At 38.9% G+C, this 26129-nt stretch carries 22 protein-coding genes and 4 pseudogenes; 18 read left to right on the top strand and 8 right to left on the bottom strand.

Annotated elements, in window-relative coordinates; translation table 11 throughout:
• Nucleotides 1-185 precede the first annotated feature (185 nt).
• On the top strand, nucleotides 186-338 hold the full coding sequence (locus FN924_RS18965) for a hypothetical protein (protein ID WP_158634040.1): 153 nt from the start codon (nucleotides 186-188) through the stop codon (nucleotides 336-338).
• Between the two features lie 180 nt (nucleotides 339-518).
• Complete coding sequence (locus FN924_RS15655) at nucleotides 519-2282, top strand: phosphodiester glycosidase family protein (protein ID WP_143896073.1); 1764 nt, start codon at nucleotides 519-521, stop codon at nucleotides 2280-2282.
• 36 nt (nucleotides 2283-2318) lie between these two features.
• On the opposite strand, the gene FN924_RS15650 is transcribed toward FN924_RS15655, so the two are convergent.
• Nucleotides 2319-4361 carry an S-layer homology domain-containing protein gene (locus FN924_RS15650; RefSeq protein WP_143896071.1) on the bottom strand — a complete coding sequence of 681 codons (2043 nt, stop codon included), beginning with the start codon at nucleotides 4359-4361 and terminating at the stop codon, nucleotides 2319-2321.
• Between the two features lie 158 nt (nucleotides 4362-4519).
• Between FN924_RS15650 and FN924_RS15645 the strand changes: the two genes are divergently transcribed.
• Nucleotides 4520-5911, top strand: a complete 1392-nt coding sequence (locus FN924_RS15645) for an S-layer homology domain-containing protein (RefSeq protein WP_143896069.1) — start codon at nucleotides 4520-4522, stop codon at nucleotides 5909-5911.
• Between the two features lie 328 nt (nucleotides 5912-6239).
• Here the strand turns inward: FN924_RS15645 and FN924_RS15640 are convergent, their stop codons facing one another.
• Entirely contained in the window at nucleotides 6240-7136 is an 897-nt protein-coding gene (locus tag FN924_RS15640; RefSeq protein ID WP_143896067.1) for an accessory Sec system S-layer assembly protein, read from the bottom strand.
• A gap of 14 nt (nucleotides 7137-7150) precedes the next feature.
• Nucleotides 7151-9514, bottom strand: a complete 2364-nt coding sequence (gene secA2, locus FN924_RS15635; protein ID WP_143896065.1) for an accessory Sec system translocase SecA2 — start codon at nucleotides 9512-9514, stop codon at nucleotides 7151-7153.
• A 258-nt stretch (nucleotides 9515-9772) separates the two neighbouring features.
• Between secA2 and FN924_RS15630 the strand changes: the two genes are divergently transcribed.
• From FN924_RS15630 to FN924_RS15620, 3 genes are all read left to right on the top strand, one after another.
• Nucleotides 9773-10855 carry a glycosyltransferase gene (locus FN924_RS15630; RefSeq protein WP_158634039.1) on the top strand — a complete coding sequence of 361 codons (1083 nt, stop codon included), beginning with the start codon at nucleotides 9773-9775 and terminating at the stop codon, nucleotides 10853-10855.
• Nucleotides 10856-10876: 21 nt separating this feature from the next.
• Complete coding sequence (murJ, locus tag FN924_RS15625) at nucleotides 10877-12328, top strand: murein biosynthesis integral membrane protein MurJ (RefSeq protein ID WP_143896061.1); 1452 nt, start codon at nucleotides 10877-10879, stop codon at nucleotides 12326-12328.
• A gap of 108 nt (nucleotides 12329-12436) precedes the next feature.
• Nucleotides 12437-12943, top strand: coding sequence for a DUF6141 family protein (locus FN924_RS15620; RefSeq protein ID WP_143896059.1), 507 nt, complete (start codon nucleotides 12437-12439; stop codon nucleotides 12941-12943).
• A gap of 43 nt (nucleotides 12944-12986) precedes the next feature.
• Here the strand turns inward: FN924_RS15620 and FN924_RS15615 are convergent, their stop codons facing one another.
• Nucleotides 12987-14027, bottom strand: coding sequence for an LCP family protein (locus FN924_RS15615; protein ID WP_143896057.1), 1041 nt, complete (start codon nucleotides 14025-14027; stop codon nucleotides 12987-12989).
• 269 nt (nucleotides 14028-14296) lie between these two features.
• On the opposite strand from FN924_RS15615, the gene FN924_RS15610 reads away from it, so the two are divergent.
• The 4 genes from FN924_RS15610 (at nucleotide 14297) to FN924_RS18960 (ending at nucleotide 15253) form a co-directional block, all read left to right on the top strand.
• Entirely contained in the window at nucleotides 14297-14521 is a 225-nt protein-coding gene (locus tag FN924_RS15610) for a DUF1659 domain-containing protein (RefSeq protein WP_143896055.1), read from the top strand.
• A gap of 34 nt (nucleotides 14522-14555) precedes the next feature.
• Nucleotides 14556-14768 (top strand): DUF2922 domain-containing protein, encoded by a 213-nt coding sequence (locus tag FN924_RS15605; RefSeq protein ID WP_143896053.1) that lies wholly within the window; start codon nucleotides 14556-14558, stop codon nucleotides 14766-14768.
• 54 nt (nucleotides 14769-14822) lie between these two features.
• Complete coding sequence (locus FN924_RS15600) at nucleotides 14823-14960, top strand: YvrJ family protein (protein ID WP_143896051.1); 138 nt, start codon at nucleotides 14823-14825, stop codon at nucleotides 14958-14960.
• 155 nt (nucleotides 14961-15115) lie between these two features.
• Entirely contained in the window at nucleotides 15116-15253 is a 138-nt protein-coding gene (locus FN924_RS18960) for a hypothetical protein (protein WP_158634038.1), read from the top strand.
• A gap of 76 nt (nucleotides 15254-15329) precedes the next feature.
• Here the strand turns inward: FN924_RS18960 and corA are convergent, their stop codons facing one another.
• Nucleotides 15330-16277, bottom strand: coding sequence for a magnesium/cobalt transporter CorA (gene corA / locus FN924_RS15595; protein WP_143896049.1), 948 nt, complete (start codon nucleotides 16275-16277; stop codon nucleotides 15330-15332).
• A gap of 146 nt (nucleotides 16278-16423) precedes the next feature.
• Entirely contained in the window at nucleotides 16424-16579 is a 156-nt protein-coding gene (locus FN924_RS15590) for a DUF1540 domain-containing protein (RefSeq protein WP_143896047.1), read from the bottom strand.
• 208 nt (nucleotides 16580-16787) lie between these two features.
• On the opposite strand from FN924_RS15590, the gene FN924_RS15585 reads away from it, so the two are divergent.
• Entirely contained in the window at nucleotides 16788-17924 is a 1137-nt protein-coding gene (locus tag FN924_RS15585; protein WP_143896045.1) for a M20 family metallopeptidase, read from the top strand.
• Between the two features lie 60 nt (nucleotides 17925-17984).
• On the opposite strand, the gene FN924_RS15580 is transcribed toward FN924_RS15585, so the two are convergent.
• Together FN924_RS15580 and FN924_RS15575 are read right to left on the bottom strand one after the other, a co-directional pair.
• Nucleotides 17985-18755: a C40 family peptidase gene (locus tag FN924_RS15580; protein ID WP_143896043.1), complete on the bottom strand. Its 771-nt coding sequence runs from the start codon at nucleotides 18753-18755 to the stop codon at nucleotides 17985-17987.
• A 319-nt stretch (nucleotides 18756-19074) separates the two neighbouring features.
• The gene (locus FN924_RS15575; RefSeq protein ID WP_323368625.1) at nucleotides 19075-19197 is read right to left on the bottom strand and encodes an NlpC/P60 family protein; all 123 of its coding nucleotides are present in this window, start codon (nucleotides 19195-19197) and stop codon (nucleotides 19075-19077) included.
• Between the two features lie 77 nt (nucleotides 19198-19274).
• On the opposite strand from FN924_RS15575, the gene FN924_RS15570 reads away from it, so the two are divergent.
• The 7 genes and pseudogenes from FN924_RS15570 (at nucleotide 19275) to galU (ending at nucleotide 25772) form a co-directional block, all read left to right on the top strand.
• Nucleotides 19275-19511 carry a nitroreductase family protein gene (locus FN924_RS15570; protein ID WP_143896039.1) on the top strand — a complete coding sequence of 79 codons (237 nt, stop codon included), beginning with the start codon at nucleotides 19275-19277 and terminating at the stop codon, nucleotides 19509-19511.
• Between the two features lie 218 nt (nucleotides 19512-19729).
• Nucleotides 19730-20492: pseudogene (locus FN924_RS15565) on the top strand (YveK family protein).
• Complete coding sequence (locus tag FN924_RS15560; RefSeq protein ID WP_143896037.1) at nucleotides 20467-21162, top strand: CpsD/CapB family tyrosine-protein kinase; 696 nt, start codon at nucleotides 20467-20469, stop codon at nucleotides 21160-21162. The pseudogene FN924_RS15565 and the gene FN924_RS15560 overlap by 26 nt, the downstream one beginning before the upstream one ends.
• Nucleotides 21163-21314: 152 nt before the next feature.
• A pseudogene (locus FN924_RS19425) lies at nucleotides 21315-22040 on the top strand (tyrosine-protein phosphatase).
• A gap of 188 nt (nucleotides 22041-22228) precedes the next feature.
• Nucleotides 22229-22994 (top strand): annotated as a pseudogene (locus FN924_RS15545) (tyrosine-protein phosphatase).
• Between the two features lie 34 nt (nucleotides 22995-23028).
• Nucleotides 23029-24865: pseudogene (locus FN924_RS15540) on the top strand (polysaccharide biosynthesis protein).
• A 19-nt stretch (nucleotides 24866-24884) separates the two neighbouring features.
• Nucleotides 24885-25772: a UTP--glucose-1-phosphate uridylyltransferase GalU gene (gene galU, locus FN924_RS15535; RefSeq protein ID WP_143896031.1), complete on the top strand. Its 888-nt coding sequence runs from the start codon at nucleotides 24885-24887 to the stop codon at nucleotides 25770-25772.
• Nucleotides 25773-26129: the final 357 nt, after the last annotated feature.

The raw sequence follows: 26129 nt of genomic DNA, 5'->3' as shown, positions 1-26129 counted from the left end.
TTATGTATTCGCGTAAAAGGCGCGCGTATGAAGTATAGGTTAGTAAATTCATTAAAACAAAATAAAGGAGAAAGTTGGATACACATCCAACGGTATATAACAAATGAATAAACATTAGTCGAAGACCATTATCCACCAAAATATCAGAAGCGGAAGCTCTTCTTAAAGCAATGAAAATGGATCATATGAACACATCCAATGAATACAGAGCGTTAATGAATCAGATGCTTCAAGCACAAAAGGTTCACCAGAATCGATTGATTACGGAAGATGAAGTCACAGAGTCTGCTCGTTTGCTTCAGGAGGCTATCGATCAGCTTCGAGGCACAACCTCATAAGTAAAAAATCTCCGGTCAATAGGCCGGAGATTTTTTGTTTTTCAAATGAATTTCTTCCCTCATAGACTTTATATAAGTCGAATCTCTCATTTTCTATTTTTTTGTCGAATCATATAGAAAAATAATAGATAAATAGATATACTAGAAAGGTAAATTTTTGAAGAGAACGGGGGATACATATTGGGTAAGAGACAACAAGATAAAAACGTAAGGTATAAGGCAGGGCTATTATTTTTGGTTATTCTCTTAATTTTTGGTAGTTTTCCACAGGCTTCAGAAGCGGCTACTACGAAGGTTAAAGAGTCTTTTCGCGTTTCTGATGGAGTTTCCTATAAGGATATTAGACTATCAGATTCCAGCACAAATCAAGCTGTCAGAGTGTTGAATGTAAATATTGGCAATTCAAACACAGCAGTAGAAGTAGGGGTACCTACAGAAATTAATAAGCTAGTTCCAACAATTACGCGTGCTAGACAATTTAGCAAGGCAGGACACCGGGTGGTTGGAGCGATAAACGGCTCTTTCTTTCAATTCGGGCAATCTATGTATCTAGTATCTAAAAATAATAAATTGCTTAACGCAGGCGTTGTATCAGATGGAGAAGAATACTATGTCAATGACCCAATTGCATTTGGAATTGATAAGGATGGAAAAGGAATTATTGATTATTACAATTTAGATTTAACCTATACGCATGACGGAAAAACATTTGATATTACAAGCACAAACAAACAACGTTTATCACAGGAAACCATTTTATATACCTCTGATTTCTCCAGTACCTATACGGAAACCAATCATTACGGAACAGAAGTAGTTGTCACATTGCCAAAAGCTCCTTCTTTACAATTCGGTGGAACCTATACAGGAGAAGTAACAGCTGTTCGTCCTTACGGGGACAAGACAAAGACTGAGATTCCAACGAACGGATTTGTTCTTTCGGGAACTGGTGTTGGCTCGACGAACTTATCTAAAGTAAAGGTAGGGGATACCATTTCTGTATCTGTTGATATTGATAGCAAATGGAAAAACTCTTCCTTCATTTTGGCAAGTGGTCCGCTATTAGTGGAAAATGGACATGTTAACTTATCCATGGATCCAAATAGTTACAGAGCAAGCGAAAGAGCGCCTCGTACGGCAGTGGCAATTGATAGTACAAGAAACCGTGTTTTCTTCGTAACGGTTGATGGTCGTCAAGCAGGTTATAGTAATGGAATGAATCTTACGGAGTTTGCGAAATATCTAGTTAGTCTAGGCGCAGATAGAGCGTTAAATCTTGATGGTGGCGGCTCTACAACAATGGGTGTACGTTACCCTGGAGAGAAGCTATTGGAGCTTGCGAATTCTCCATCAGACGGAGTTCAGCGTTCCGTTTCTACTATTCTAATGGCAGTTGCGAAAGAACCTGGACAAGTATATTATTCTGACTTACAAGTGATGGGGTCTCATTACGAAGGGATCCAATGGTTAACAGAGCGCGGAATTCAAGGCTATGGAGATGGAACGTTCGGTGTAAATAAAGAGTTGAGTCGTCCACACGCTGCGATTATGTTTACAAGAGCGCTAGGTTTAACAACACCAGCAAAATCAACGGTTGAAGATTATTTTAAAGATGTGAAATCAACGGACCTATATTCCGAGTTTATCGCTGCTGTTGCGAAGGCAGGAATATTTAAAGGTAGTGGTGGGAACTATAATCCAGATCAATTATTAACAAGGGAACAAATGGCTTCAACGCTTGTTAATGCATATGGATTAACGAGTACTGGTACCAATGTATCTATTAACCTATCAAATGTGAGTGCTTCTCACAAACAAAATGTGCAAATTTTAGCTAACTTAGGCATTACCAATCAACTCAAAGATTTCCGTCCTGATGAGCCTGTAAGTCGGGGACAGTTTGCAACATTCTTATATTTGACTCAACAAAAAGCAAATCAATAAAGAGCGAAAAAGGATAAACCACTTGGTTTATCCTTTTTATTCGTTCTTTATCGCTTGCAATAATGCTTGTGCCGTATCATACCGAAAATATCCATCTGCATAAAGTCCGTTATTGGACTGAAATTCGGTGACTGCTTGCATGGTGGCACTATCATAATACCCATGCACAGGGTTTGAATAATAGCCTAGTCGCCTTAAATAAATTTGTAATAAGGATACATCAGGGCCTTGACTCTCTAGCTGCAAATTTTGTGGAAAGAGTGTTTCTTGGTTTTTGGAAGCAATAAATGATGCAGCATTCGTTAAAATCATGGCCATCTGCGCACGGGTAACGGAATCGCCAGGGCGAAAACGGTCTCCTGAACCTTCAATAATTCCTTGCTGTTTCACGGATTTAATCGCTTCATAGGACCAATCCGATGCTTGTACATCACGAAAATATACAGGTTCATTTACTTTCGTAGAGTCGTAATAATCACGGAAAAGGTTATCAAAGACAGCGGCCATTTGCTCACGTGTTAACGATTCATTCGGGCCAAACCTGCCATCCTGCCGTCCGTGGAAAATGCCATGCTGATACGCAATCTCGATAGCATCCTTTGCCCAATGCGCATTAGAAATGTCACGAAAAGAAGAGGTGGTATAGCTTTGTTTAGGGCTAAGGTTAAACACCTTCACCATTAGGGCTGCTGCTTGGGCCCTTGTAAGATTTTCGTTTGGAGCAAAGGTAGTCGGTGTTCTTCCTTTATACCAACCTTTTTGGTAGGTATAAAACATTTCATCACGAGCCCAATGATTGGCGACATCCTGAAAACTATAGAAGGAGGCTGCGGTGGAGTTACTAGACACATGATGAGATAAATACATATCCCAATTACTCCATATCGATGGGTGCTCTTGTCCTAAGCTCCAGCTCCCTGTTCCTTTTAAGTTGTATTTGTGCACAAGATTGATTTTCGCTAAAACAGACTGTTCATTTTCATACCAAACATCATAGGTTCCGGTAGTAAGCTTTCTTCCTCCAATATAAGTCACTGGATCTCCTGATCGAACGGTAAAGGTGGCTTTTGCGGATTCCTGTGCTTTATCATAGGTGATTTGACCATTATAGGTTTGGATAACCGTAGAAATTTGATTATTGGAGATACCATATCCTCCTCGTGATTCGGACTGATTCCAGTAACGGCCATAGAAAGGTAATCCGAGCACAACTTTACTAGGCGAAACCCCTTCATCTACAACTAAAGCTCGAATAGATTTTTCTACCCAAGAGATACTTGCAACAGGACCAGATGCGCTTCCTTCATAGCTTTCGTCATAAGCCATCAGCATTAAGTAATCCGCATATTGTGATAAAGCATAGTTATCGTAAGAACCGTGCCAACCGAGTGTCCAATGATTAGGATTTGCAGCAATTGCTACCGATAGCTCTTTCGATTGTGGGATTTTTTGTGATAATAGACGAACAAAATCGGTATAATCCGACTTACTTGTATGCGTTACATTTTCAATATCTACATTAACTCCATCCAAATTGTACTGCTGAACAATTTGGGCAATCTGAGTAGATAAATTTTCACGATTTGCTAATGCCTTTTGTCCGAGTGTTCGATCCCAATGGTTACTAATAAACGGAACGACGCGAATATTACGATTATGCATTTCCCGAATAAATACAGGATCGAAGCTATCCGATAATTCCAGATTTCCATTCGCATCTAGATTGAAATAACTAGGTGAAATAACGTCTAAGCTTCCAGCGGTTCGATCCACAGCTCGTATCCCGGCAGAGGAAGAGCCAAAGTAAAAGTACGACATGTTAAAAGATGCATCATGGGCTTTGGTCGATGTGGGTAATAGAATAGACGCTACCATTACGGATCCAACGACTACCTTAATTGCAGAAAGTTGGACATGTTTATATTTCGATTGGGAGTATTTACGAAGCCTGTCTGGAAGGCTTTCTTCTTCCATCGTTTCCCCAAAATCCTTTGAAAATTCTTCATTGCCTATGTCGATATGTAAATAAAGGACATAACCATCTTCATTTTTTTCAAGCTTTTCCTGTAAAACCTTCATTGTATGACTCCTTAAAAGGGCATTTTTTAAATAGTATTCCCAAGATATGTGATTTCATAAGGAGCTTAAAAAAATTAAATAAATTAAGGGGTACATTCTAGCAATCTATTCTAGTATAATAGGAAAATAGATGGAAATTAGGAGAGAGGAGTAATGAAATGAAAAAGATTAGTAGCATAGTAGCTGGGTTATTTATAGTGTTTGGATTGTTTCCAACCATTACACAAGCAGAAGAAAACCCATCCTATGAACAGATGAAGCAAACAATCATGGAAAAAGCAGAGAAATATGATATCCCACCTGAAATTTTGAAAGCTATCGCGTTTGTGGAAACAGGATATAAGCAATTTAAGTCAGATGGTACACCAAATGTATCTCCTGACGGTGGAATTGGTGTAATGCAAGTAACCCCATCTAACATTGATATTGCGGTAAATGTTGAACGTTTAAAAACAGATTACTCCTATAATATTGATGTGGCGGCACAAGTACTAAATGAAAAATGGAATACAAGCTATTTACCAATTATTAATGACCATGATCGAACAGTGTTAGAGGATTGGTATTTTGCAATTATGGCTTATAACGGCGCATCTAAAGCGAATGACCCAAACCTGCACCCTGGTAACACATATCAAGATTCTGTATATGATCGAATTGCAGGTTCTTCCTTTATTTCTTGGGATAATGCCTTTTTTACGTTTCCTACCTTCGACATTCGCTATGAAACTGGTAGTGACACGATGAAGTTCCCAACAGGTGTGAGCTACGAGACTACAAAGCAAACGCCATCTCAACAAATGTATGCAATGAATGGCATTGTGTATGTAGATGAACGAGATGGGGCGGTTAATTTACGATCTTCTATTGGGGGGTCTGTCGTTACAGCGCTTTGGCCGTACACGCCACTAAAGGTAGTAAGCGGTCCTGTTGAATCTCCAGATATCGATAATGACTTTGTATATTACAAGGTACGTGGGGAGAATCACACTGGCTATATCACGTCTGCGTATCTAAACAAGGGAAACGAGTCGATTACGTTTACAGATGCAGGGGATGACAAACGTGCTGCGGCTTTAGCTTTCTTGGCACTTCATGATTATGCCCAAGGTTATTCAGATGGAACGTTCCAATCCTCTGCTAACTTAAAACGTGAACACGTGGCTGTCATCTTAGACAATATTTTAAACTTAACAAAGCCTAGTAGCTATCAAATGAAAGCAGATGATGTAGAATCGGATAATCCTTACTATGAGCAATTGGCGGAAGCAGAGTATAATAAATTGCTAGGTGGCGGTGGAGCACTCCGTCCGAAAGAATATTTAACTCGTGCTCAAATGGCTCAAGTTATGACAGAAGCATTTGATTCCTACTATGCTGAGCCGACTACTACACATACGTTTAAGGATCAAGCGAGTATTTGGAATCCAGAAGCGGTTAATACGATTTACTTTAACGATGTAACGGTTTCCGACCCGTTCCATCCAAATGATAAAATCACTAGATCTCAATTCGCATTATTTATCTACCGTACGATGGTGGATTTCTAAACGAACTAATAAAGACCAATCGACAATAAATCGATTGGTCTTTATTTTTGCAAATGTACCATATGATACATTTAACTATAATATCTACAAAATAACATGAAAAAACACCCTCACAGCTTCCGTTTACTGTAAGGGTGTTTCTAAGGGAGCAACACCGTTCGTCATCATTCATTGTATGTACCGAATGACCATTTTCCAAATTTCTTCTTTGCAGTTAAGAGAGTAATAGATTCATAGTTTATATATTTATTCTAACGAACAATCTGTGTTTTGTAAACTAGCTGTTCCAATATATTTTAAAAAACCCCTCTTAAAAAGAGGGGAAATCTTATTGAACAGGATAAACCTTCCATTTAGATAAATCTAACTCTTCCTTTTGAACCAAGCTAGCTGGGAAGACAAACGTCCAAGGCTTACTAGTATTTGCTTTAATTTCAAAATCGGTTAACGTGAAGCTGCCCTGTGCCACTACTTCACCAGAGGCATCCTCGACCTTCAATGGAAGCTGCTCTAGCTTAATATTTTTATCGGCACCATTCCGGATCAAGATGGTTATCGCCAAATCTGCTTCCTCTGTTCGCTTGGCACTAATCCCCATAAAGTTCACTTCACCCGGCTTCAATGGAGCTGCATTCGCAACGACTTCCTCTAGCTGTCTAACTGCACCGTCCGCTAGCGATTGCTTCCACGCTTCATCTAAATCTAGTTCATGCTTGCGACTAGACGGGCGTAATTCGAACGCCAAGGACCATCCTTCGCTAGGAATCATATCTGTATAAAGATTTTCTGGCTGGAAGATAAATTGCCAAGGACGACTGCTTTTGGCAGGGATGGTACCTACCTGGCTTAAATCAAATGTTTTCCTAGCAATTTGTTCGTTATTTGGGCCTAGTAACAAAATAGCTGTTTCTTTAAGCTGAATGGGTTTATCTAGGCTTTGACGGATAAAGGCCGTGCAAATAACATTGCGACCTTGTTTTTCAATATCAATGCCAGACAAAGATAGTTGATTCGGTTTGAGTGCAGGAGCTTCACTATTATGAAACGCGTACACATAACGTTGCTCATTTGGAATTTCCCAGTCGGGGTGGAAGGAAAGCTCTGTATCAATCCCTTCCTCCTCTTCCTCGGAATTTAACTCTTCACCTAGAATATCACTAGCATTCACCGTTTTGTCTTCACCGGACTTATGCTCTAAACTTTTTTTTCGGGAAAACGGAAACATCAAATCTTCCTTTCCTAATTTTTCGCTTGCTTATGCTTTTCGTAGCTTCGAACAATTTGTGTAACCATACGTGTAATATCCATCTCAAGACCGTGGAACATCATTTCGAACAATTCAAATCCTTCGCGCTGATAGAGTTGAACCGGATCCTCTTGCTGATATTGACGCATGCCTAAGCCTTCTTTCATCCGTGTCATTTCGTCAAGATGCTGTGTCCATTGACGGTCAATGAAGGAAATACTGGTTTGTCTCACTTGTTCTAATACAGTTTCATTGTCTTCGTATTGTTCTAGCAACGTTAAATGCTCATCTACAAAAGGCTGTAAGCTTTCTCGTAAATCCTCTACTTCTTCTACATCCTCTGGAAGTTTGACTTCTACTAATAGAAGGTGGTTAAGCTGTGTTTCAAGCTCTTTCATTCTCCAGTCCTCTTTGACTGTGCCCTCCGGAATATATCGATCAAACAGAGCAAATGGAGTGTCTGCCATATGCCGCTTTAGCACCTTCAATGTATCGGTAGATTCTAAAATCTTGTTGCGTAAAGCATACAGCACTTGGCGTTGATCATTAATGACATTGTCCAGCTTTAAGCTAAACTCACGCACTTGGAAGTGGCTACCTTCTGCAATTTTTTGTGTCGTATCAATGAATTTATCGATGTCTTTGTTTAATACGAGCCCTTTTTCATCTGTTTTAATCGATGGAAGCTTACGCTCTAAGTCATCTTTCCCGTAACGAACAATGAGATCATCCTCTAAGGAAATAATAAATTGGGACACACCAGGATCTCCTTGACGCCCTGAACGGCCTTTTAACTGATTATCAATTCGGCGACTATCGTGACGCTCTGTACCAATCACATACAATCCGCCAAGCTCTGCAACCTGTTCCCCTAGCATAATGTCGGTACCACGACCAGCCATATTTGTCGCTATTGTGATTTGATTTCGCTGACCGGCTAAAGAGATTAAGTGAGCTTCTTGCTCGACACTTTTTGCATTCAACAGCTGATAAGGAAGCTTCGCCTCATCTAAATACTTCGCTACTTTTTCTGATTGGAGAATAGACGTAGTTCCAATTAAGACAGGTTGCCCTGTTTCATGGCGCTTCTGAACTTCTTCCACAATATATCGATACTTCTGATCCTTTTTCAAAAAGACTTTGTCCGGCATATCTTTTCGCATAATTGGCTTGTTCGTTGGAATTTGGACAACATCCATGTTATAGACGTGCTGGAATTCTGTCTCCTCAGTCTTGGCCGTGCCTGTCATACCAGAAAGAATCGGATACATTCTAAAGTAGTTTTGAATGGTTACGGATGCTTGAGCTTTGTTTTCCTCCGTAATCTTCAAGCCTTCCTTTGCTTCAATGGCTTGGTGTAAGCCTTCACTTAGATTGCGCCCTTCCATGACACGTCCAGTATTCATATCTACTAGCTTCACTTCGCCGTTGTCGACGATATAGTCTACATCACGTTCAAATAGAACACGAGCGCGAAGAGCCTGCATCATGTAGTGATTTAAAGCACGATGTTCAAGGTCAAACAAATTGTCAATAGCAAAAATCTTTTCAATTTTGTTGATGCCCTCATCTGTCAAACTAACGGTTTTTACTTCTTCATCGTACGTATAATCACGATCACGCTTGAAGTTCTTTGTTACCTTCGCACAAACGTTATGTAGATTTTGGCTAGGCATCATTTTTCCCGCAATAATAAGCGGCGTTTTCGCTTCATCGATTAAAACACTATCAATTTCATCAATGATCGCATAATGATACGGTCTTTGTACCTTTTGATGACTAGAGTAAGCCATGTTGTCACGGAGAAAATCGAAGCCGAATTCCGTACCGATTCCATACGTAATATCCGCTTTATAGGCTTGCTGTTTTTCTAAAGGGTGAATATTCGGTACGTTTAAGCCTACGGTCAACCCTAAAAACTCATGGATTTGTCCGATTAAGGATTGATCTCGACGAGCCAAATATTCATTCACAGTTATAACGTGCACCCCTTTTCCTTCAAGTGCACGTAAATAGCTAGGCAAGGAAGCTACTAACGTTTTTCCTTCTCCGGTTGGCATTTCTGCAATATTCCCTTCTAAAAGGACAAGCCCACCGATTAATTGCACATCGAAATGGCGTAAACCGAGCACGCGTTTCGAAGCCTCTCTAACTGTCGCAAATGCATCGACTTTAATATCGTCCACGGTTTTACCATCAGCTAAAAGCTGCTTGAATTCCTCCGTTTTCGCTTTCAGTTGTTCATCGGTTAACTGCTCGTACTCGTGTTGCTTTTTATTTATTTTTTCGATTGTCTTTTCGTATTTTTTTAGAGTTCGTTGTTCTTTACTTTGAGTCCATTTGTTTAAAACACCCATCGTCAATTCTCCTTAGTTCCTATATACTGACTAATTATAAGTATATCATGAATTAATAGGGAAGACAGTACATACCAAATATAACCAAAGCAGGGGGAAGTCGTCTACTATTCCATGTTCAGAAGCCGGAAAACGAATCAAAATCAGTTGAGCAATTCGTTATTCCAAACGAAATATTATTGTATGTGGGACATGGAAAAGTAGTATAATGGTATGGATTGTCGAACTATAGTAGTCTTTCAGAAGGGAGACAAAACCGTGAAGAAAAAAGTTTTAATTCTAAGTAATATGTATCCTTCCCGTCACTCGAAGACATTTGGAATCTTTGTGAAAAACCAAGCTGAATTATTAAAAGCGAAAGGATTAGATGTTGATGTTATTGCCATTTCTGATCCTCGTAAAGGGAAGAGACGTGTTATCACAAAATACCTTACCTTTTTTATAAAAGGATTCTTAGCAATTCTATTAAAAGGGCGGTCCTATGACGCGGTTCACGTGCACTATCTTTTTCCAACTGGACTTTTAGGGTTAGTATATAAATTCATGTATCCTCGTAAAAAGCTTATTGTAACATCTCATGGTGGTGATATAGACCAAATGATACATAAAGGTGGATTACCACGCTCCTTAACTGAAAAAATAGTGAAGAAAGCGGATGAAGTAATCGCGGTTGGTGTTCGTTTGAAGGAGGAAGTTATTAAACAATTTCATGTCCCAGAAGAAAAGGTTCATGTTTTAAGTATGGGGATTAATCGCGATGTCTTTCATGTCATGTCTCAGGAAGAGGCACGTAATAAGCTCGACCTTCCACAAGCAGAAAGAATGATTTTCTTCGTAGGGAATTTAATAGAAGCAAAAGGGTTGACTGAGCTAGGACAAGCCTTTCGTCAGCTAAACGGAAAAATGGAAAACCTTTCTCTACATATGATGGGTGAGCCAAAGAATAAAGCTTACTATGAATGGTTTCAAGAAGAATTCAAGGACTTACCTAATATTCATATTCATCCTGCTCAAGACCAACCGAAGCTTGCCTTGTGGATGGCAGCGGCAGACGTGTTTGTTCTTCCCTCCCATATCGAAGGGTTTGGACTTGTGGCATTGGAAGCCATGGCTTGTGGAACGCCGGTTGTTGGTACAGATGTCGGTGGATTGACTTATTTATTGGACGATCAAGCTGGGCTTAAAGTACATCCGAAAGATGCGAATGACCTAGCGGAGAAGCTAGATAGCCTTTTACAGGATAAACAACTGCAGCAGGAGCTTGTACAACATTCACAGAAAAAAGTAGAAGCAAATGATCAGGAAACATTAATAGAAAGAATTATTTCCTTTTATGGATGACAAAAAGGTAGGAGAGATACGTTGCGATTATTAAAAATACTAGGAGCGGTAGCGGTTATAAACGTTTTAGCTCGACTTCTAGGCTTTGCAAGAGAAGTGATTATCGGGTATCAATACGGTACAAGTTTTGAAGCAGATAGTATTATTACAGCATTCACCATTCCGAACTTTTTCTACATTGTGCTTGGTGGAGCGGTTACGACTGCTTTTATATCTGTCTATAGTAAGCTCGATGAATCGAGAAAAAAGCAATTCGTTCAAACGATTTTCACATGGCTTACGATTACAGTCGGAGTTTTGACCCTTTTATTTATGGTGTTCTCTGATTTATGGATCCAAACCTTTTTCTCAGGCATGAGTTCAGCGGCAATGGAATTAACGAGCAATCTATTTATATGGATGGCCCCATCGACCTTCTTCTTAGTAATCGGAATGTGGCTTAGTGGTGTCATGAATGTGTATGGTAGCTTTCGACTGACAGCTTTTTCAACTTTAGCCTTTAATGCTGTGTTTGTGTTGTTAGGGGTAGTGTTGACCCCGTCGATTTCGGTGTATTCCTATGGTTTAGGGGCTACGATTGGTGCGGTAGTCATGGTGCTTGTGCTTGTCCGCAGCATTCGGCGTGAACAGCTTGTTTCTTTCCGTTTCGTATTTGAAAAAAGTCCGGATACGAAGCGATTTTTAAAGCTAGCAATCCCAATCCTATTTGGGGGGGCAACGCTACAATTTTATTTCTTAATTCAACGCATATTCGCAGCAGATTTAGATCAGGGAGCCATTGCTTCCTTAAACTATGCATCTAAAATGACACAGTTTCCACAGGCGGTGTTAATGACTAGTGTAACAACTGTCATTTATCCGATGCTAGCAAAAGCTGCAGGTGCGGCTGATTTTAAGAAAATGGAAGATATTTATCAGAAGGGCTTCCGTTGGTTAACGGTATTGCTAGTGCCAGCAACAGTATTCGTCTATTTCTTTGCAGAGGAAATCATACAAGCGGTGTTTGAGTATGGGAATTTCAATTCGGATTCTACGAGATACACATTCCCGTTACTTCAAATCTTATCATTGTCTATGCTTACCTTGGCATTGAACACGTATGTTACGAGGTTCTTCTACGCAATGGAGAATTCCTACTTGCCGATTATTTACAATGTTATTTCTATCTTTGTGATTAACATCATCGTCGTACAGGTGTTTATAGACGAATATGGTGCATCTGCTATCGCAATGGGGACCGTAATCGGAACGGCAGTTAACCTTGTCTTATTAATGATGGATGCCAGAAGAAAATACAAATATCAATTGAGTGATCGAAAGACATTAGCTATTCTTTTTGCTTATCTCGTTGGAACTAGCGTAGTAATCTGGGCATCTTCGTTACTACCGATTGAATCTGTTTATTTATACCTCATTCCTGGTGGTTTAATAACCGCTGGAAGCGTGCTAGGTGGTTTACGCTTGTTTCGGTAAATTATAGTGGTAAAAACGTTCTTTTTGAATAAAATGAAGCGTTTTTTATGGAACTTTCCCTCTATTCTAATCGTACTTTAAAGAGAAAGGAAGGAAAGGATGGGGGAGATGCCCAAGCAATCTAACGTTTTATTTCGTGAAGTTCAAAGGCCACGTCAAGTATGGATTTGGTTATTAGTCTTAGGTATAGCCGGCTTTCAATGGTATTGTTTTATCCAACAAATCATCCTTGGAATTCCAGTAGGAAACAAGCCAACTTCAAATGTCACGATTATTATCCTTTGGATTAGTATCGGAATTATTCTCCCTGTTCTCCTGTTGGGTGTTTTCAAGCTCACTACAGAAGTTCGTCAGGATGGAATCTATATCCGGCCCGTCCCCTTTCATCTGTCCTACAAACGGATTCCGTTTGAGGACCTGCTTGATTATAAAGTGATTGAGTATCATCCGCTAAAGCGATTCGGGGGATGGGGACTTCGAATGAACCTCAAAGGAGAGGTTGCTTACAATACGTATGGAAACCAAGGGGTGGAGTTGAAACTACGTTACCAAACGATTGTGATAGGAAGTCAGCAACCAGATAAATTGAAAAAGGCAATCGATTCAAAACAATAAAAGCGTTCATTCCAATCGGAATGAACGCTTTTTTCGTTTTGTCTTACTCTGTAGTGGTTGTTCCTGTTGTAGTGGACTCCTCAGTCAATGAACTAGATGTAGTTTCTTTATTAGAAGTCAATCCTAAGTGTTGCTTTAATTCCTGTTGCTTTGCGGCTAAATCTGTTTCATCCAGCTGATAATAGTAAACCCCGTCAATCATGGAATCCGAACCAGCTAGGTTTAATGTGGATACATTTAGATTCCCAGTCGCACCGTATGTTACGAAGCTTTTGATTTGGTCAAACGTCATATTGGTAGTCATATTTTCCCCAACAGCTTCTAACAAATTATCATATTTCGTAATGGAAACGGCACCTTTTTTAATAATTGCTTTAATAATTTCTTGTTGTCTTTTTCCACGTTCGATGTCGTTATCTTGCTTTCTCGTACGTGCAAATGCTAGAGCTTCTTCTCCATCTAGCAATTGAGTACCAGGAAGTAAGTGGATGGCGCCATTCACATCCGCAGAGTTCTTCTCATACATCTCGTAAGGAACATCTACTTTGACTCCACCCAATGTATCTACGACATCTACGAACGCTTCAAAATTCAAACGAACATAGTAATCTACTGGAATTTCTAATAGTTGTTCTACTGCTTCAATGGAAGCGGGTGCACCACCATAGGCGTGGGCATGGTTAATCTTAGTATTGTATCCAACCTCAGGGATATACGTATAAGTATCTCTAGGAATACTCAAAAGCTTAACACTCTTATCTTCTTTGTTAAGGGTAGCCAATATAAGGGCATCCGATCTAGAATTCCCTTCATAGTTTCTAGCTTCGCTATCATCTACTCCAATAAACAGAACCGATACATTATCCTCTGTCGGATCTACTTCTTTTTCACGCAGTTCGGATTTCTCTCGACCATCATCCTCATAGGCTTTTGTAACAACTTTATCTGCTTTGTTAATTAGAAGTGCCCCATAAACTGTGGTACCACAGATTAGTACTAGTAGAGGCATTAATAATAGGAAAAAACGTTTTCGAAATCTCCATTTTCTTCTACCAATTCTAGTTTCCCGTCTTTGTTTCGACATATATCTATCTCCTTACCATTTTCACAAAAAAAATCATCTCAAATATACACTAATGTACATTTTACTACTAGAAATCTTATTAGTAAAACATAATCTTGAGAAATTACTCGAAAAATAACGTTGCAATTTTAGAGTTTTATATGAAATAAGACGAGAAAGGAGGGTAAATCGTTACAAGTTTTTTTTAATATATGCGGGAAAATTTTATATATGCCAGACACCAGTTCGACTCCTAAAACCCATTATTAAAGTGAAAGGAGGTGTCGCACATGGCAGTAGCTGAAAAAATCGATTCTGGATTACAGCTCATCTTTGAAAATGGGGTGAACCCTGAAACAGGTGAAGTGATGTTAAAAAGAAAATCATTTAACAACGTAAAAACGACCGCAACACCTGATCAGTTGTTCGCTATCGCAAATGTTCTCGTGCCATTGCAACAAAAGACACTGCATTCCATTCAGCAGTCAGATGACCTATTAATCACAGAATCGTAAAGGGAAGTAAAGGAAGGAAGGGAGGTGATGTACGTTGAAAAAACTAGAGCTAAAGTTTTTAAACACAGAAGGTCGTACGGTAACTATTTCCTTGGATGAGCCGGTGGAGCCTGTTGATTCTGCAGCTATAAACGCAGCGATGGATACCATTCTTGAACAAAATGCGTTGTACTCTTCCGGTGGGGATCTTGTAGAGAAAAAAGAAGCTAGAATTGTAGAGAGAAATGTCACTGCAATTGAGCTTTAACCGTTAATGGGGGCGCCTGGTCGCTCCCTTTCTACTTAGGAAGGAGGAGGAATAGTGGAAGACACTTGGCTATCACTCATCAAAGAGGTAGGATTTCCAATTGCTGTCACCTTTTATTTACTCCATCGTATTGAAGGGAAGCTTAATACGTTAATTGAATCCATTATGTCTTTACCCGACCGATTGAAATAATAATTCTCTAAATATTTCCAAGTGGTTACAATTCCTAAAAGGTATGATATTATATGTCTATCGTTCAAAAGAAGGTTATAAACGGACAAAAAAATGGTATATAGATAGAATACATGTAATATTTAATAATAGGTCTAATCGCTGGAGGATTATAAATGAAATCTGCAGTTTCAGAAAAAGATCAACTAAAGGATTTACTTCTAAGTGTCTATGAAAAAGGCATAAATGGTGCGACGCTCCAAGAAGTAATGACAGATTTGGAAAGAGAATTAATCAAAATAGCTAGTAAGTAAATCAGGTTGAAAATCCGAACTAGAGTGTAAAATAGTTCGGATTTTCTATTATAAAAGGATTGTTTACCGAACTATATTAAAACCACCCTTTCCTTTTAAACCATACAAACATTAGTGTCGCAATGACCCCCATAACACCTAGCACAATAAAATACCCGTAATCCCACATTAATTCAGGCATGTGCTGAAAATTCATTCCATAAATCCCTGCGATAAAGGTTAGTGGTGCGAAGATAGACGTAATGACGGTTAATACTTGAATCACTTGGTTTTGTTGGTGTGAGTTGAGAGAAATATAATTGTCACGTATGTCGTTGGCAATTTCTCGGTTCGAGCTTACCATCTCTGAAAGCTTCAGTAAATGATCATAGATATCCACGAAATATTCTCGCCGATCCATCACTAAGGACAAATGGTGGGAATTTAACATCCTGTATAGCAAATCTCTGACAGGATTAATTGTGTGACGTAATGCAAGAAGCTGATGTCGTATATCAAATAACCGATCTAACAGCTCGTTCATCGGTTTATCCTCGTCATTTTCTTCAATTTCATTTAGTGCATCCTCTAGCTCATATACGATAGGGAAATAGTTATCTACAATTTTATCTAATATTTCATAAAAACACCGATATTCATCCCACTTTTCAGGGGTGTTAAGTGAAAGCACTCGATTCCAAACGGCATTTACTTCTTTCGTATCCTGATGATGGAAGGACACAATATAGTTGTGTCCGATGAAGAAGTTAATTTCATTCCTACTAAGATCCTCTCGCGTTATGGCGTGTGTTACATAAAAGGTATAGCCATCATAATAATCTATTTTCGGTCTTTGTAAACTATGTATGCAATCCTCAATAGCAAGTGGGTGGAAGTGTAATGCTTCATCCAGTACCTTAATTTCTTCCTCTTTCGGCTGATTGAAATCCATCCAAAACCACTTATAATCCATTTCTTTTAACTGCTCAGTCGTAATATCTGTTACGGTTTTGTTATCTTTCGTAATAGCGATGATTTGTATCATATGTATTCTCCTCGTCAATGGTCCTTTACTTACTCATTCCCTATAAGCGTTCTCTTCAACCTTATTATCACTGAGAAATATACGATACGATGAACAGCCCAACTCCCTCGTAAAGGGAGCTAGGCCAAAAAAGAAGGTATTTTTGCTTACACGTTAGGCTCGAAGGTTTGGCAATCCGTTTCTTCTTGTTTAGACGCCTTTTTCCCTCTGTGGCTTACAACATAAATAGCGTCAGCAGCACACTTGTTACCACTTGCCCAATATTTACAGTTGCTTACTTCACACAAAACGTCTTGAGCCATGGTTAGCACACCTCCTGTTCTATTAGGGTACCGCACAATTACTGGTATCATGCATTATCAAAAGGAATAATTTATATAAAAAAAGGGAATAGAATGTATAGATTATAAGGAGTCGTCAAAATTATCTAACGAATTTTCAGGTTCCCTATGCTATAATCGATATATCTATACAAAAATCGGGATTATCCGACAACAGGAGAGGAACACAATGTCAACGATTGTGGATTACCTAAAGCAACACCAAGCAGAAATAGAGAAGACACTAATTCATTTAGTAGAAGCAGAATCCCCATCTAAAAATAAAAAGCTAACCGATAAATGTGGGGTTGTATTAAAGCAGGAGTTTGAACGGTTAGTGGATGGCAAAACGGAGACCATAAAAAAAGAAAAAGTAGGAAATCAATATAAATTTACATTTGGAAATGAACAGGCAAAAGACCAGATACTAATTATAGGTCATTACGATACCGTATGGGATGAGGGCGCCATTCCGATTCGAAAAGAAAAAGGAAAGCTTTACGGTCCTGGTGTATTCGATATGAAGGGTGGCTTAACCATTACGCTCTGGGCGTTAAAAGCGTTAAAAGAATTAGGTCACACTGGGAAACGAAAAGTAGTTTTTTTAGCTACATCTGATGAAGAAATCGGAAGCGAATATTCGCGTGATTTAATAGAAGAAGAGGCACAAAAGAGCTCGATTGTGTTTGTCCCAGAATGTAGTATTGCCAAGTCTGGTGCTGTAAAGACGGCTAGAAAAGGAATCGGGATTTTCAAGATGAAAATAAAAGGAAAACCTACGCATGCTGGAATTAACCCATGGGATGGAGCTAGTGCGATTGAGGAGCTTGCCCTTCAAATTACAGATTTAAAGAACCTAGATAACCGCGATGAGGGGATATCCATCAATATTGGAAAAATAAAAGGTGGAACGAGACGAAATGTTGTGGCTGCCTATGCAGAAGCAGAAATCGATGTTCGATTTGATACAGAAGAGCAAGCGGAGGCTCTGGAAAAAGCGATCCTAGATCGTCCAACATTTGTAGAAGGAACCATTGTTACGGTAGAAGGACGAATTAACCGTTTTCCACTCGAAAGGACGGAAGAAGTAGAAGAGCTGTATCAACAATTAAAAGAAATTGCAGCTAGCCACGGATATGACCTGAAAGAAGGAGCGTCCGGTGGTGGAAGTGATGGAAACCTAACAGCTGCTCTTGAAGTGCCAACGATTGATGGGCTAGGTCCAAAAGGGGATGGAGCTCATGCAGAAAATGAGCATATTATACTTGGAAACCTGCCGTATCGCGCTGCTTTACTTGCAGAAGCAATTAAGCGTAATCTTGGATAGATATTAGCAAATTACACATAATAAAACCCAGATGAAGTCAATCATCTGGGTTTTTTCGAATTAAAATTTTCCGTATCCAGCAAAATGGCTCTTCCAATACGTATTACTTAAGCTAGTCAACTGAACGCCACTAGAAGAAGCATGCACGAACGAGTTGTTTCCTACAAAGATACCCATATGACTAATTCCACTCTTATAGGTGTCTTTAAAGAAAACGAGGTCACCAGGTTCTGGACTGCTAATTTTTGTAGCCATGTTGTAGTAGCTTGCTGCTGAAACACGAGAGATGCTCTTGCCAACTTTATTGTGTGTGTAGTAAATGAATCCACTACAGTCGAATCCACCTGGAGCACTACCAGCCCACTTATAAGGGGTTCCAATGTGTTTTTTTGCTTCTGTAACTAGAGCGGTTTTATAGGATTCCTGTGTTGTTGTAGTAGGCGTTGAAGAACCAGCTACTTTTAGAACTTGTCCAACATAGATTGTATTGGAACTTAAATTATTCAGAGATTTAAGTTGAGAGACAGACATATTATTCGCTCTGCTAATCGCCCACAAACTATCCCCAGATTTTACGGTATAAGTGCTTGTATTTGTATTACTTGTAGTTGTTTTCGATGTTTCTAGCTTTTGACCAGGATAAATAGTGTAGCCAGAAAGGTTATTAATAGATTGTAATTCACTAATACTTACATTGTAAGATTGAGAGATTTTCCATAGACTGTCACCCGATTGAACGGTGTGTGTAGCCGCACTTTCTTTACTTGAAAATCCAGTAGCTAAAACAAAACCAGTTGCAACAGTGATCCATGTCCTTGTTGTTTTCTTCATGTTGGTTTGCTCACTCCTTGGTGTTTTTCTTGCTTGCTGTTACCTGGAGTATAGCATGATATTTGTCGAAAAATGTTGTTTGTAATCGTTTTGTAACGTGAACACATTATGCTGGACATAAACATAGTTAAATATGGAAGGCTTGCTATATTTATGGTGTATGTCTTTACAAAAATGTCACTCCTTATAGAAGTGTCACTATCTTACTCACATCCCTATACCCACTTCGAATTATTCTCCAAGCCTTGTTTCTCATTCGTTGAACAACCCTGTGCGGGTTGCACAGAGCGGCTAGTAGCCGTTTAAATCCTCCAAAGTGCTACTTCCAGTAAGCATTGGAGAGGCTTGAAGTTGTAACACCTGTCTCACTGACATGTATGAATGTATGATTGCCAGCGTAAATTCCAACGTGAGAGATCCCTTTCTTATACATATTTTCCAAAAAGACTAAGTCAGGAAATCAAGTATGGTCTAAGCATGCTCCTGTTCTAATCTTACTTGTATCCGAAAAAGAACGAGATGGAAATAAGATTGGAACTCATGCCCTTTGATGCGGGCATAGATTGGAGTTTCCTATCCCTACAAGTAGCTCAACAAGGTCTCATTACACTTGTAATGGGCGGCATCTATAAAGAAAAAGCAAAAGAGGTTTTGCACATTCCGGACCACTTTGAGGTTCAAGCATTAGTAGCGCTAGACTATCAAGGGGAGAAGGAAGTTTGCCTGAACAGTTACGCGCGAGAGAGAGAAGTCTAGCGGAAGAACAATTGTACAGTCCGTCTTTGAGGGGGCTTTTGGAAATAATATAAGATAAATATAGAAAAGGAATAGTCTCCAGTCGAGAGATTATTTCACATAATTGCACATTTCTTTACCAAAAAAACCTAATGTCAACCATTGTAAAACTATGTTATAATTTCGATTATAATGTGCAACAGACGATATCTTTGTAATGGAATGGCAATGGGGGGACAATGATAGAAACGATATCCTTAAAGGAAATAATGGAAACCATAAAGAAAAGATTACTACTGATCATATTAATAACGATAAGTGCTGCTGCCATAAGTGCCGTAGTTACTTTTTTTTGTAATGACTCCAACCTATCAATCTAGCTCTCAATTTATAGTGAATCAAAAAGAATCAGCACAAATGGGCGTAGATGTAAATGAAATCCGTTCTAATATTGAAATTATAAATACGTACAATGTGATTATCAAAAGCCCAGCAATTCTTCAAGAGGTAGCGGATGAGCTTAATTTATCCGTATCTGCTAGCCAGTTATCAGAAAAGATTCAAGTTTCCAGTGAACAAAACTCACAGGTTGTGACGGTGACCGCAACAGATGAGAGTCCCGAACAAGCTGTGGACATAGCAAATACCACGGTTAATGTCTTTAAAGAAAAAATCCCAACATTAATGAATGTAGACAATGTGAATATTCTCTCGGAAGCATTTGTTTCGGAAGATCCAAGCCCTGTTAATCCGAAGCCACTACTTAATATTGCCATTGCTATAGTGGTTGGGCTAATGATAGGTGTTGGTCTTGCCTTTTTAATCGAGTATTTAGATAACTCGATTAAAACGGAAGCGGATGTCGAGCAACGGTTAGAAATTCCTGTATTAGGTGTTATCCCGCATATTAAAGAAGACGATTTAATAAATTCGGCATTTTCAAAACAAGCTATACGTAGAGGGAGGGGAGAGTTTGATGGCAAGAAGAAGAAAACAGTTTAAGAATAATACGTCCAGATTTTTAATAACGAAAATAAACCCTCGCTCTCCAATATCTGAACAATATAGAACAATTCGCACAAACCTACAATTCGCATCTGTTGATTCTGAGCTTAAAACATTAATGGTTACGTCATCTGGTCCATCTGAAGGAAAGTCTTCGACAGTAGCAAACCTTGCTATCGTGTTTGCACAGGCAGGGAAGAAAGTATTGCTCGTTGATGCAGATTTACGGAAGCCTACCTTGCATTATACGTTTCGCTTGGATAATAGAAAAGGGTTAAGTAGCGTATTAGTTGGCGAGACAGATCTTATCCAGAGTACGATTCCGAGTGATGTTACTAACTTGGAATTATTATCATGTGGTCCTATTCCTCCGAACCCATCTGAGCTGTTAGGATCCAAAGCGATGGGAAACATGATTGAAGAGGCTTCCCAATTATACGATTTAATCATTTTTGATACACCTCCTGTGCTCGCGGTTACGGATGCACAAATCTTAGCGGATCAATGTGATGGTGCCCTATTAGTCGTTAGGAGTAAACAGACGGAATATGATGCAGCACAAAAAGCACAAGATTTGTTAAAGCCTGCAAAAGCCAAATTATTAGGCGCTGTCCTCAATGATAGAGAACAAAAGAAAGCCGGCTATTATTACTATGGTACAAATTAGACTCCTTCATAGGGGTCTTTTTTAAAAAGTTTGATTCCATATCGAGATAAAATAACATTTATTGACAAAACTTCATATTCTTATGATTATAGATGGTTGATATACTTTTGTGTAGGAATAAAGTCCTGTTGAAAGTATAAGGAGTGAGTCAAATGATAGATATTAGCTGTAAAATTCTACCTGGTCTAGGTCATAGTGCGCGGCATGCAGAGGAAGGTGTGGCTATAGCGAAAGAAGTGGCCAAACAAGGGATTCGTAAAATTATCGCTACACCTTCCCGAATCGAAGACGTAGGAACTCAAAAAATGGAAGTGGTGAAGCAGGTACACTTATTAAACAAAAGATTAATAGCAGAAAGTATTCCAGTAATGATTCTTCCAAGACAAGAAATAAGCTCTAATGAGAACATTGTATCAGGATTACAAGATGGAGATATTATCCCTCTCCATACCAGTGGTTACCTTTAAATAGATTTTCCGATAAATCACCTGCCAAGGCACTTTATTTCCATGTTATTTGAATTGCAAATCCAAGGGTACAAACCAATCATTGCACAGCCTGAGAAAAACAAGTCCTTTCAAGATAATCCGAGCGAACATTATGAGTTAGTAAAGAAGGGTGCGTTAACGCAAATCTCTGCTTTGAGCCTAAATGGAGTTTTTGGGAAGAAGGTTCAAAAATTTGCTAATCAGTTACTTAAACTAAATCTTACCCACTTTATAGCCTCCTCTGCAAGAAGCTCCAAACAATTACAATTACGATCTGCTGTTGACCAAATCGAAAAGAAACATGGTTCCTCGATTGCCTTTACTTTAACTGAAAACCAATCTTCTATTAGATGGAAGAGCAGTGGTAGGCGAAGAACCAATTCGGTATAAAAAGAAAAGGTTATTTGGATTGGTTTAGAAATTTGATAACGCTACCATAAGAAAGCACTATATAAATCTTAATATTTTCCATTATTCCACAAATTTTCCCGTTTTCCTCAAAGAGAATTACTGCTATACTAGCCCTATCGACATAGTTTTACAAAAAACGACACAAAGCGTAGTAGGGAGTGAACAAAATGATTGATATTCATTGTCATATCCTTCCAGGTGTCGATGACGGAGCAAAACATACTATGGATAGCCTTGAAATGGCGAAGGAGGCCGTATCACAAGGAATTCATACTATTATTGCAACCCCTCATCACCAGAATGGGAAATACACAAACACACGAAATGATATCGTAAAACAAGTCTCTTCATTAAATAGTAGATTAGAAGAGGAAGACATCCCCCTGACGATACTTCCAGGACAAGAGTCAAGAATAAGTGGTGACATGTTGGATGGTTTGCATAAAGAACAAATTTTACCGCTGAATATTACAAGCGGATATGTTTTCGTAGAATTACCATCTAACCATGTTCCGCGCTACACCCAACAACTATTGTTCGATTTGCAGCTAGAAGGATATAAGCCTATCATTGTACATCCCGAGAGAAATAAAGAATTAATAGAAAATCCTGATATATTGTATGACTTAGTGAAAAAAGGCACGCTTACACAGATAACTGCCTCCAGTTTTGTCGGAAAATTCGGTAAAAAGATAAAGAAATTCACTACGGAGTTAATTGAATCGAATCTAACTCATTTTATTGCATCAGATGCCCATAATGTTACAACTCGTGGTTTTTGTATATCAGATGCCATTCACGAGATGAGTAAGAGCTATGGGGATAATCGTGTACTCATTTTTAGAGAATGCTCAAACTCTTTGTGAGGGTGGAACGGTTGTAGGTGACGTACCATCCCGAATTAAAAAGAAGAAATTCTTAGGTTTGATTTAGTAGAAGTGTAAGAAGGTTGTGGGGGTGTTAAGCAATGAGTTACCGAACGAGGCTAACTTTATTAATTTTACTAGACTCTATCATCATTAGTACGGCACTATTTATTGCTTGGTGGATCTCTTATCCAGTTACAATTTCTCAGCCAAAATATGGACGTAATCCTTATCAGTTCCATTGTTCTTTTAATCTCGCATCACGTATTTGCTATTATTTTTAAACTTTATAACAAAGTGTGGGCGTATGCGAGCGTAGGAGAGCTTATTGCAATTGTAAAGGCTGTTTCTTTAACCATGTTGGTCGCGATGTGTACCCAACTTGTGATTAATGATTTTGATCTGTACCGCCGTGCCTTATTGGTTACGTGGATGCTTCATGTCATATTTATTGGTGGTTCACGATTTGTGTGGAGAGTCTATAGAGACCGATATTTGGTAAGAGATTCTAACAAAAAAAGAACGCTTATTGTAGGAGCTGGCGCAGCGGGTGCTATGATTGCACGTCAGTTAAAAAATGAGTATCGGTTTACGGATCTACATCCTGTTGCTTTCGTAGATGATGACCAAGCCAAACAAAAAATGCAATTATATGATATTCCAGTTATTGGGAAAGTACCCGAAATTCCTAGTATAGTACAAGAACTTGAAATAGAGCTCATTGTAATTGCTATTCCATCTTTGCAAAATGGAGAACTAAAGGAAGTAGTTTCTATTTGTAATAGTTCTAAAGCAAAAGTTCAAATGATTCCGAAATTGGAGGACCTTCTTTCTGGAAGAGTCTCTGTAAACCACCTTAAAAATGTGGAAGTGGAAGATGTATTGGGTAGAGCGCCTGTTGAACTGGATATCCAATCGATTGCAGATAAAGTAAGTGGACAAGCGATAATGGTAACTGGTGCTGGAGGCTCGATTGGATCAGAAATTTGTAGACAAATCATGAAGTTCAAGCCTAGCAAAATCATTCTAGTGGGTCATGGTGAGTTTAGTATTTATAACATTGATATGGAGCTTCGTGAGACCTACAAAGGTAAGCATATTGAGATTATTCCAGTTATTGGGGACGTGCAAGATCGTAAAAGAATGTTTGGAATTGTACAGGCATATAGCCCGAAAATCATTTACCATGCAGCAGCTCATAAGCACGTACCGTTAATGGAATATAACCCACATGAAGCGGTGAAGAACAATGTAATTGGGACAAAGAATATAGCAGATGCAGCTGATAGTTTCGGTGTAGACACATTCGTGTTGATATCATCAGATAAAGCAGTAAATCCAACAAATGTAATGGGATCTACAAAACGGATTGCAGAGCTGATTGTTCAAGACCTTTCTAGAAAGAGCAAAACAAAATTTGTCGCCGTTCGATTTGGAAATGTCTTAGGTAGTAGAGGTAGTGTTATCCCACTGTTTAAGAAACAAATTGAAAAAGGTGGACCTGTGACCGTTACAGATCCTGAAATGACCAGATATTTTATGACCATTCCAGAAGCATCCCGTCTTGTGATCCAAGCAGGATCTCTTGCCAGAGGTGGGGAGATATTTGTTCTAGATATGGGCGAACCTATTAAGATCGTAGACCTTGCAGAAAATCTGATAAAACTTTCTGGTTATTCGTTAGAAGATATCAAAATTGAATTTACTGGAATTAGACCTGGAGAAAAGATGTATGAGGAGCTTTTGAGTACTAAAGAAGTAGACCCTGAACCAGTATATCCAAAAATTTTTATTGGGAAAGCGGTATTTGACCAGTTTGAAATGGTAGAAGCACTTATTGATAATCATGCGGGATACAGTGTCGAAGAATTAAAAAGCTATGTTCTTTCTCTTGCTAATAACCAAGTTGTCGTTGAAGATGTAGCGCTTAAAGCATAAAAGTCTTGGGGGATTATTTATGAAAAAAGTCAGGAAGGCCATTATTCCAGCTGCTGGCCTTGGTACTAGGTTTTTACCTGCTACAAAAGCCATGCCGAAGGAAATGTTGCCAATCGTGGACAAGCCGACTATTCAATACATTGTGGAAGAGGCGGTAGCATCAGGAATAGAGGATATTATTATTGTTACAGGTAAGGGAAAGAGAGCGATTGAAGATCACTTTGATGTAGCTCCTGAACTAGAAAGAAATCTTGCGGAAAAAGGAAAGGTGGATATACTTTCAAAAGTAGAGCATTCTTCTAACTTAGCAGATATCCATTACATTAGACAGAAAGAGCCAAAGGGTTTAGGGCACGCTGTTTGGTGTGCGCGGAACTTTATTGGGGATGAACCTTTTGCGGTATTGTTAGGTGATGATATTGTTCAAGCGGATGTTCCTGCTTTAAAGCAACTGATTAATCAATATGAAGAGACTCAATCTTCCGTGATAGGAGTTCAACAAGTGCAAGAGTCAGAGACGCACCGTTATGGGATTATTGATCCAGAGTCTAAGATTGGACGACGTTATCAAGTAAGCTCATTTGTAGAAAAGCCTAAGAGGGGTACGGCACCTTCTAATTTAGCTATAATGGGTAGATATGTTTTTACTCCTGAAATCTTTAAGTTTTTAGATAGGCAACAAATTGGCGCTGGTGGAGAGATTCAACTTACGGATGCGATTCAAATGTTGAATCAGATTCAGAAAGTTTATGCCTATGATTTTGAAGGTGCACGTTATGATGTTGGAGAAAAGCTAGGGTTTGTGAAAACAACAATGGATTTTGCAATTCAAGACAAGGAATTGAAAGATGAAGTGTTTCGTTATATGGAAGAATTGATTGCCAAACATAAGACACTTGAGGTTTAAATTCTGGTGCTTTCACACTCGGAATGGTGATGTCTCCTTACCACTATCAATGGAGGTACTCGGCTGTTTCGTGGGTGTTAGTTATGCCTTAGACGCATTCGTTGTCGATGGGACGGCATGAGGTGGGGGGGGAGCTAGTATTTAAGTTTTGAGAAAGTTTTTGGAATGGGGGCTATTTGCTCCCTTTTTATGTGGAGTAAAGGGATGTATTGATATTTTCTGTGAAACTACTTTTTAAGCAGATATAATAAATAGGAATGTTCCTCCTTCTTTGGGCGCATCATATTTAAAGCTGCATATTTCATTTCACCTTAGTCTCGTTATTAATGAGTTCTCTATGACTACTTTACTTTGATA

The organism is Radiobacillus deserti (genome assembly GCF_007301515.1).
Taxonomy (GTDB): domain Bacteria; phylum Bacillota; class Bacilli; order Bacillales; family Amphibacillaceae; genus Radiobacillus; species Radiobacillus deserti.
This window is presented reverse-complemented; position numbering and strand designations above follow the sequence as displayed.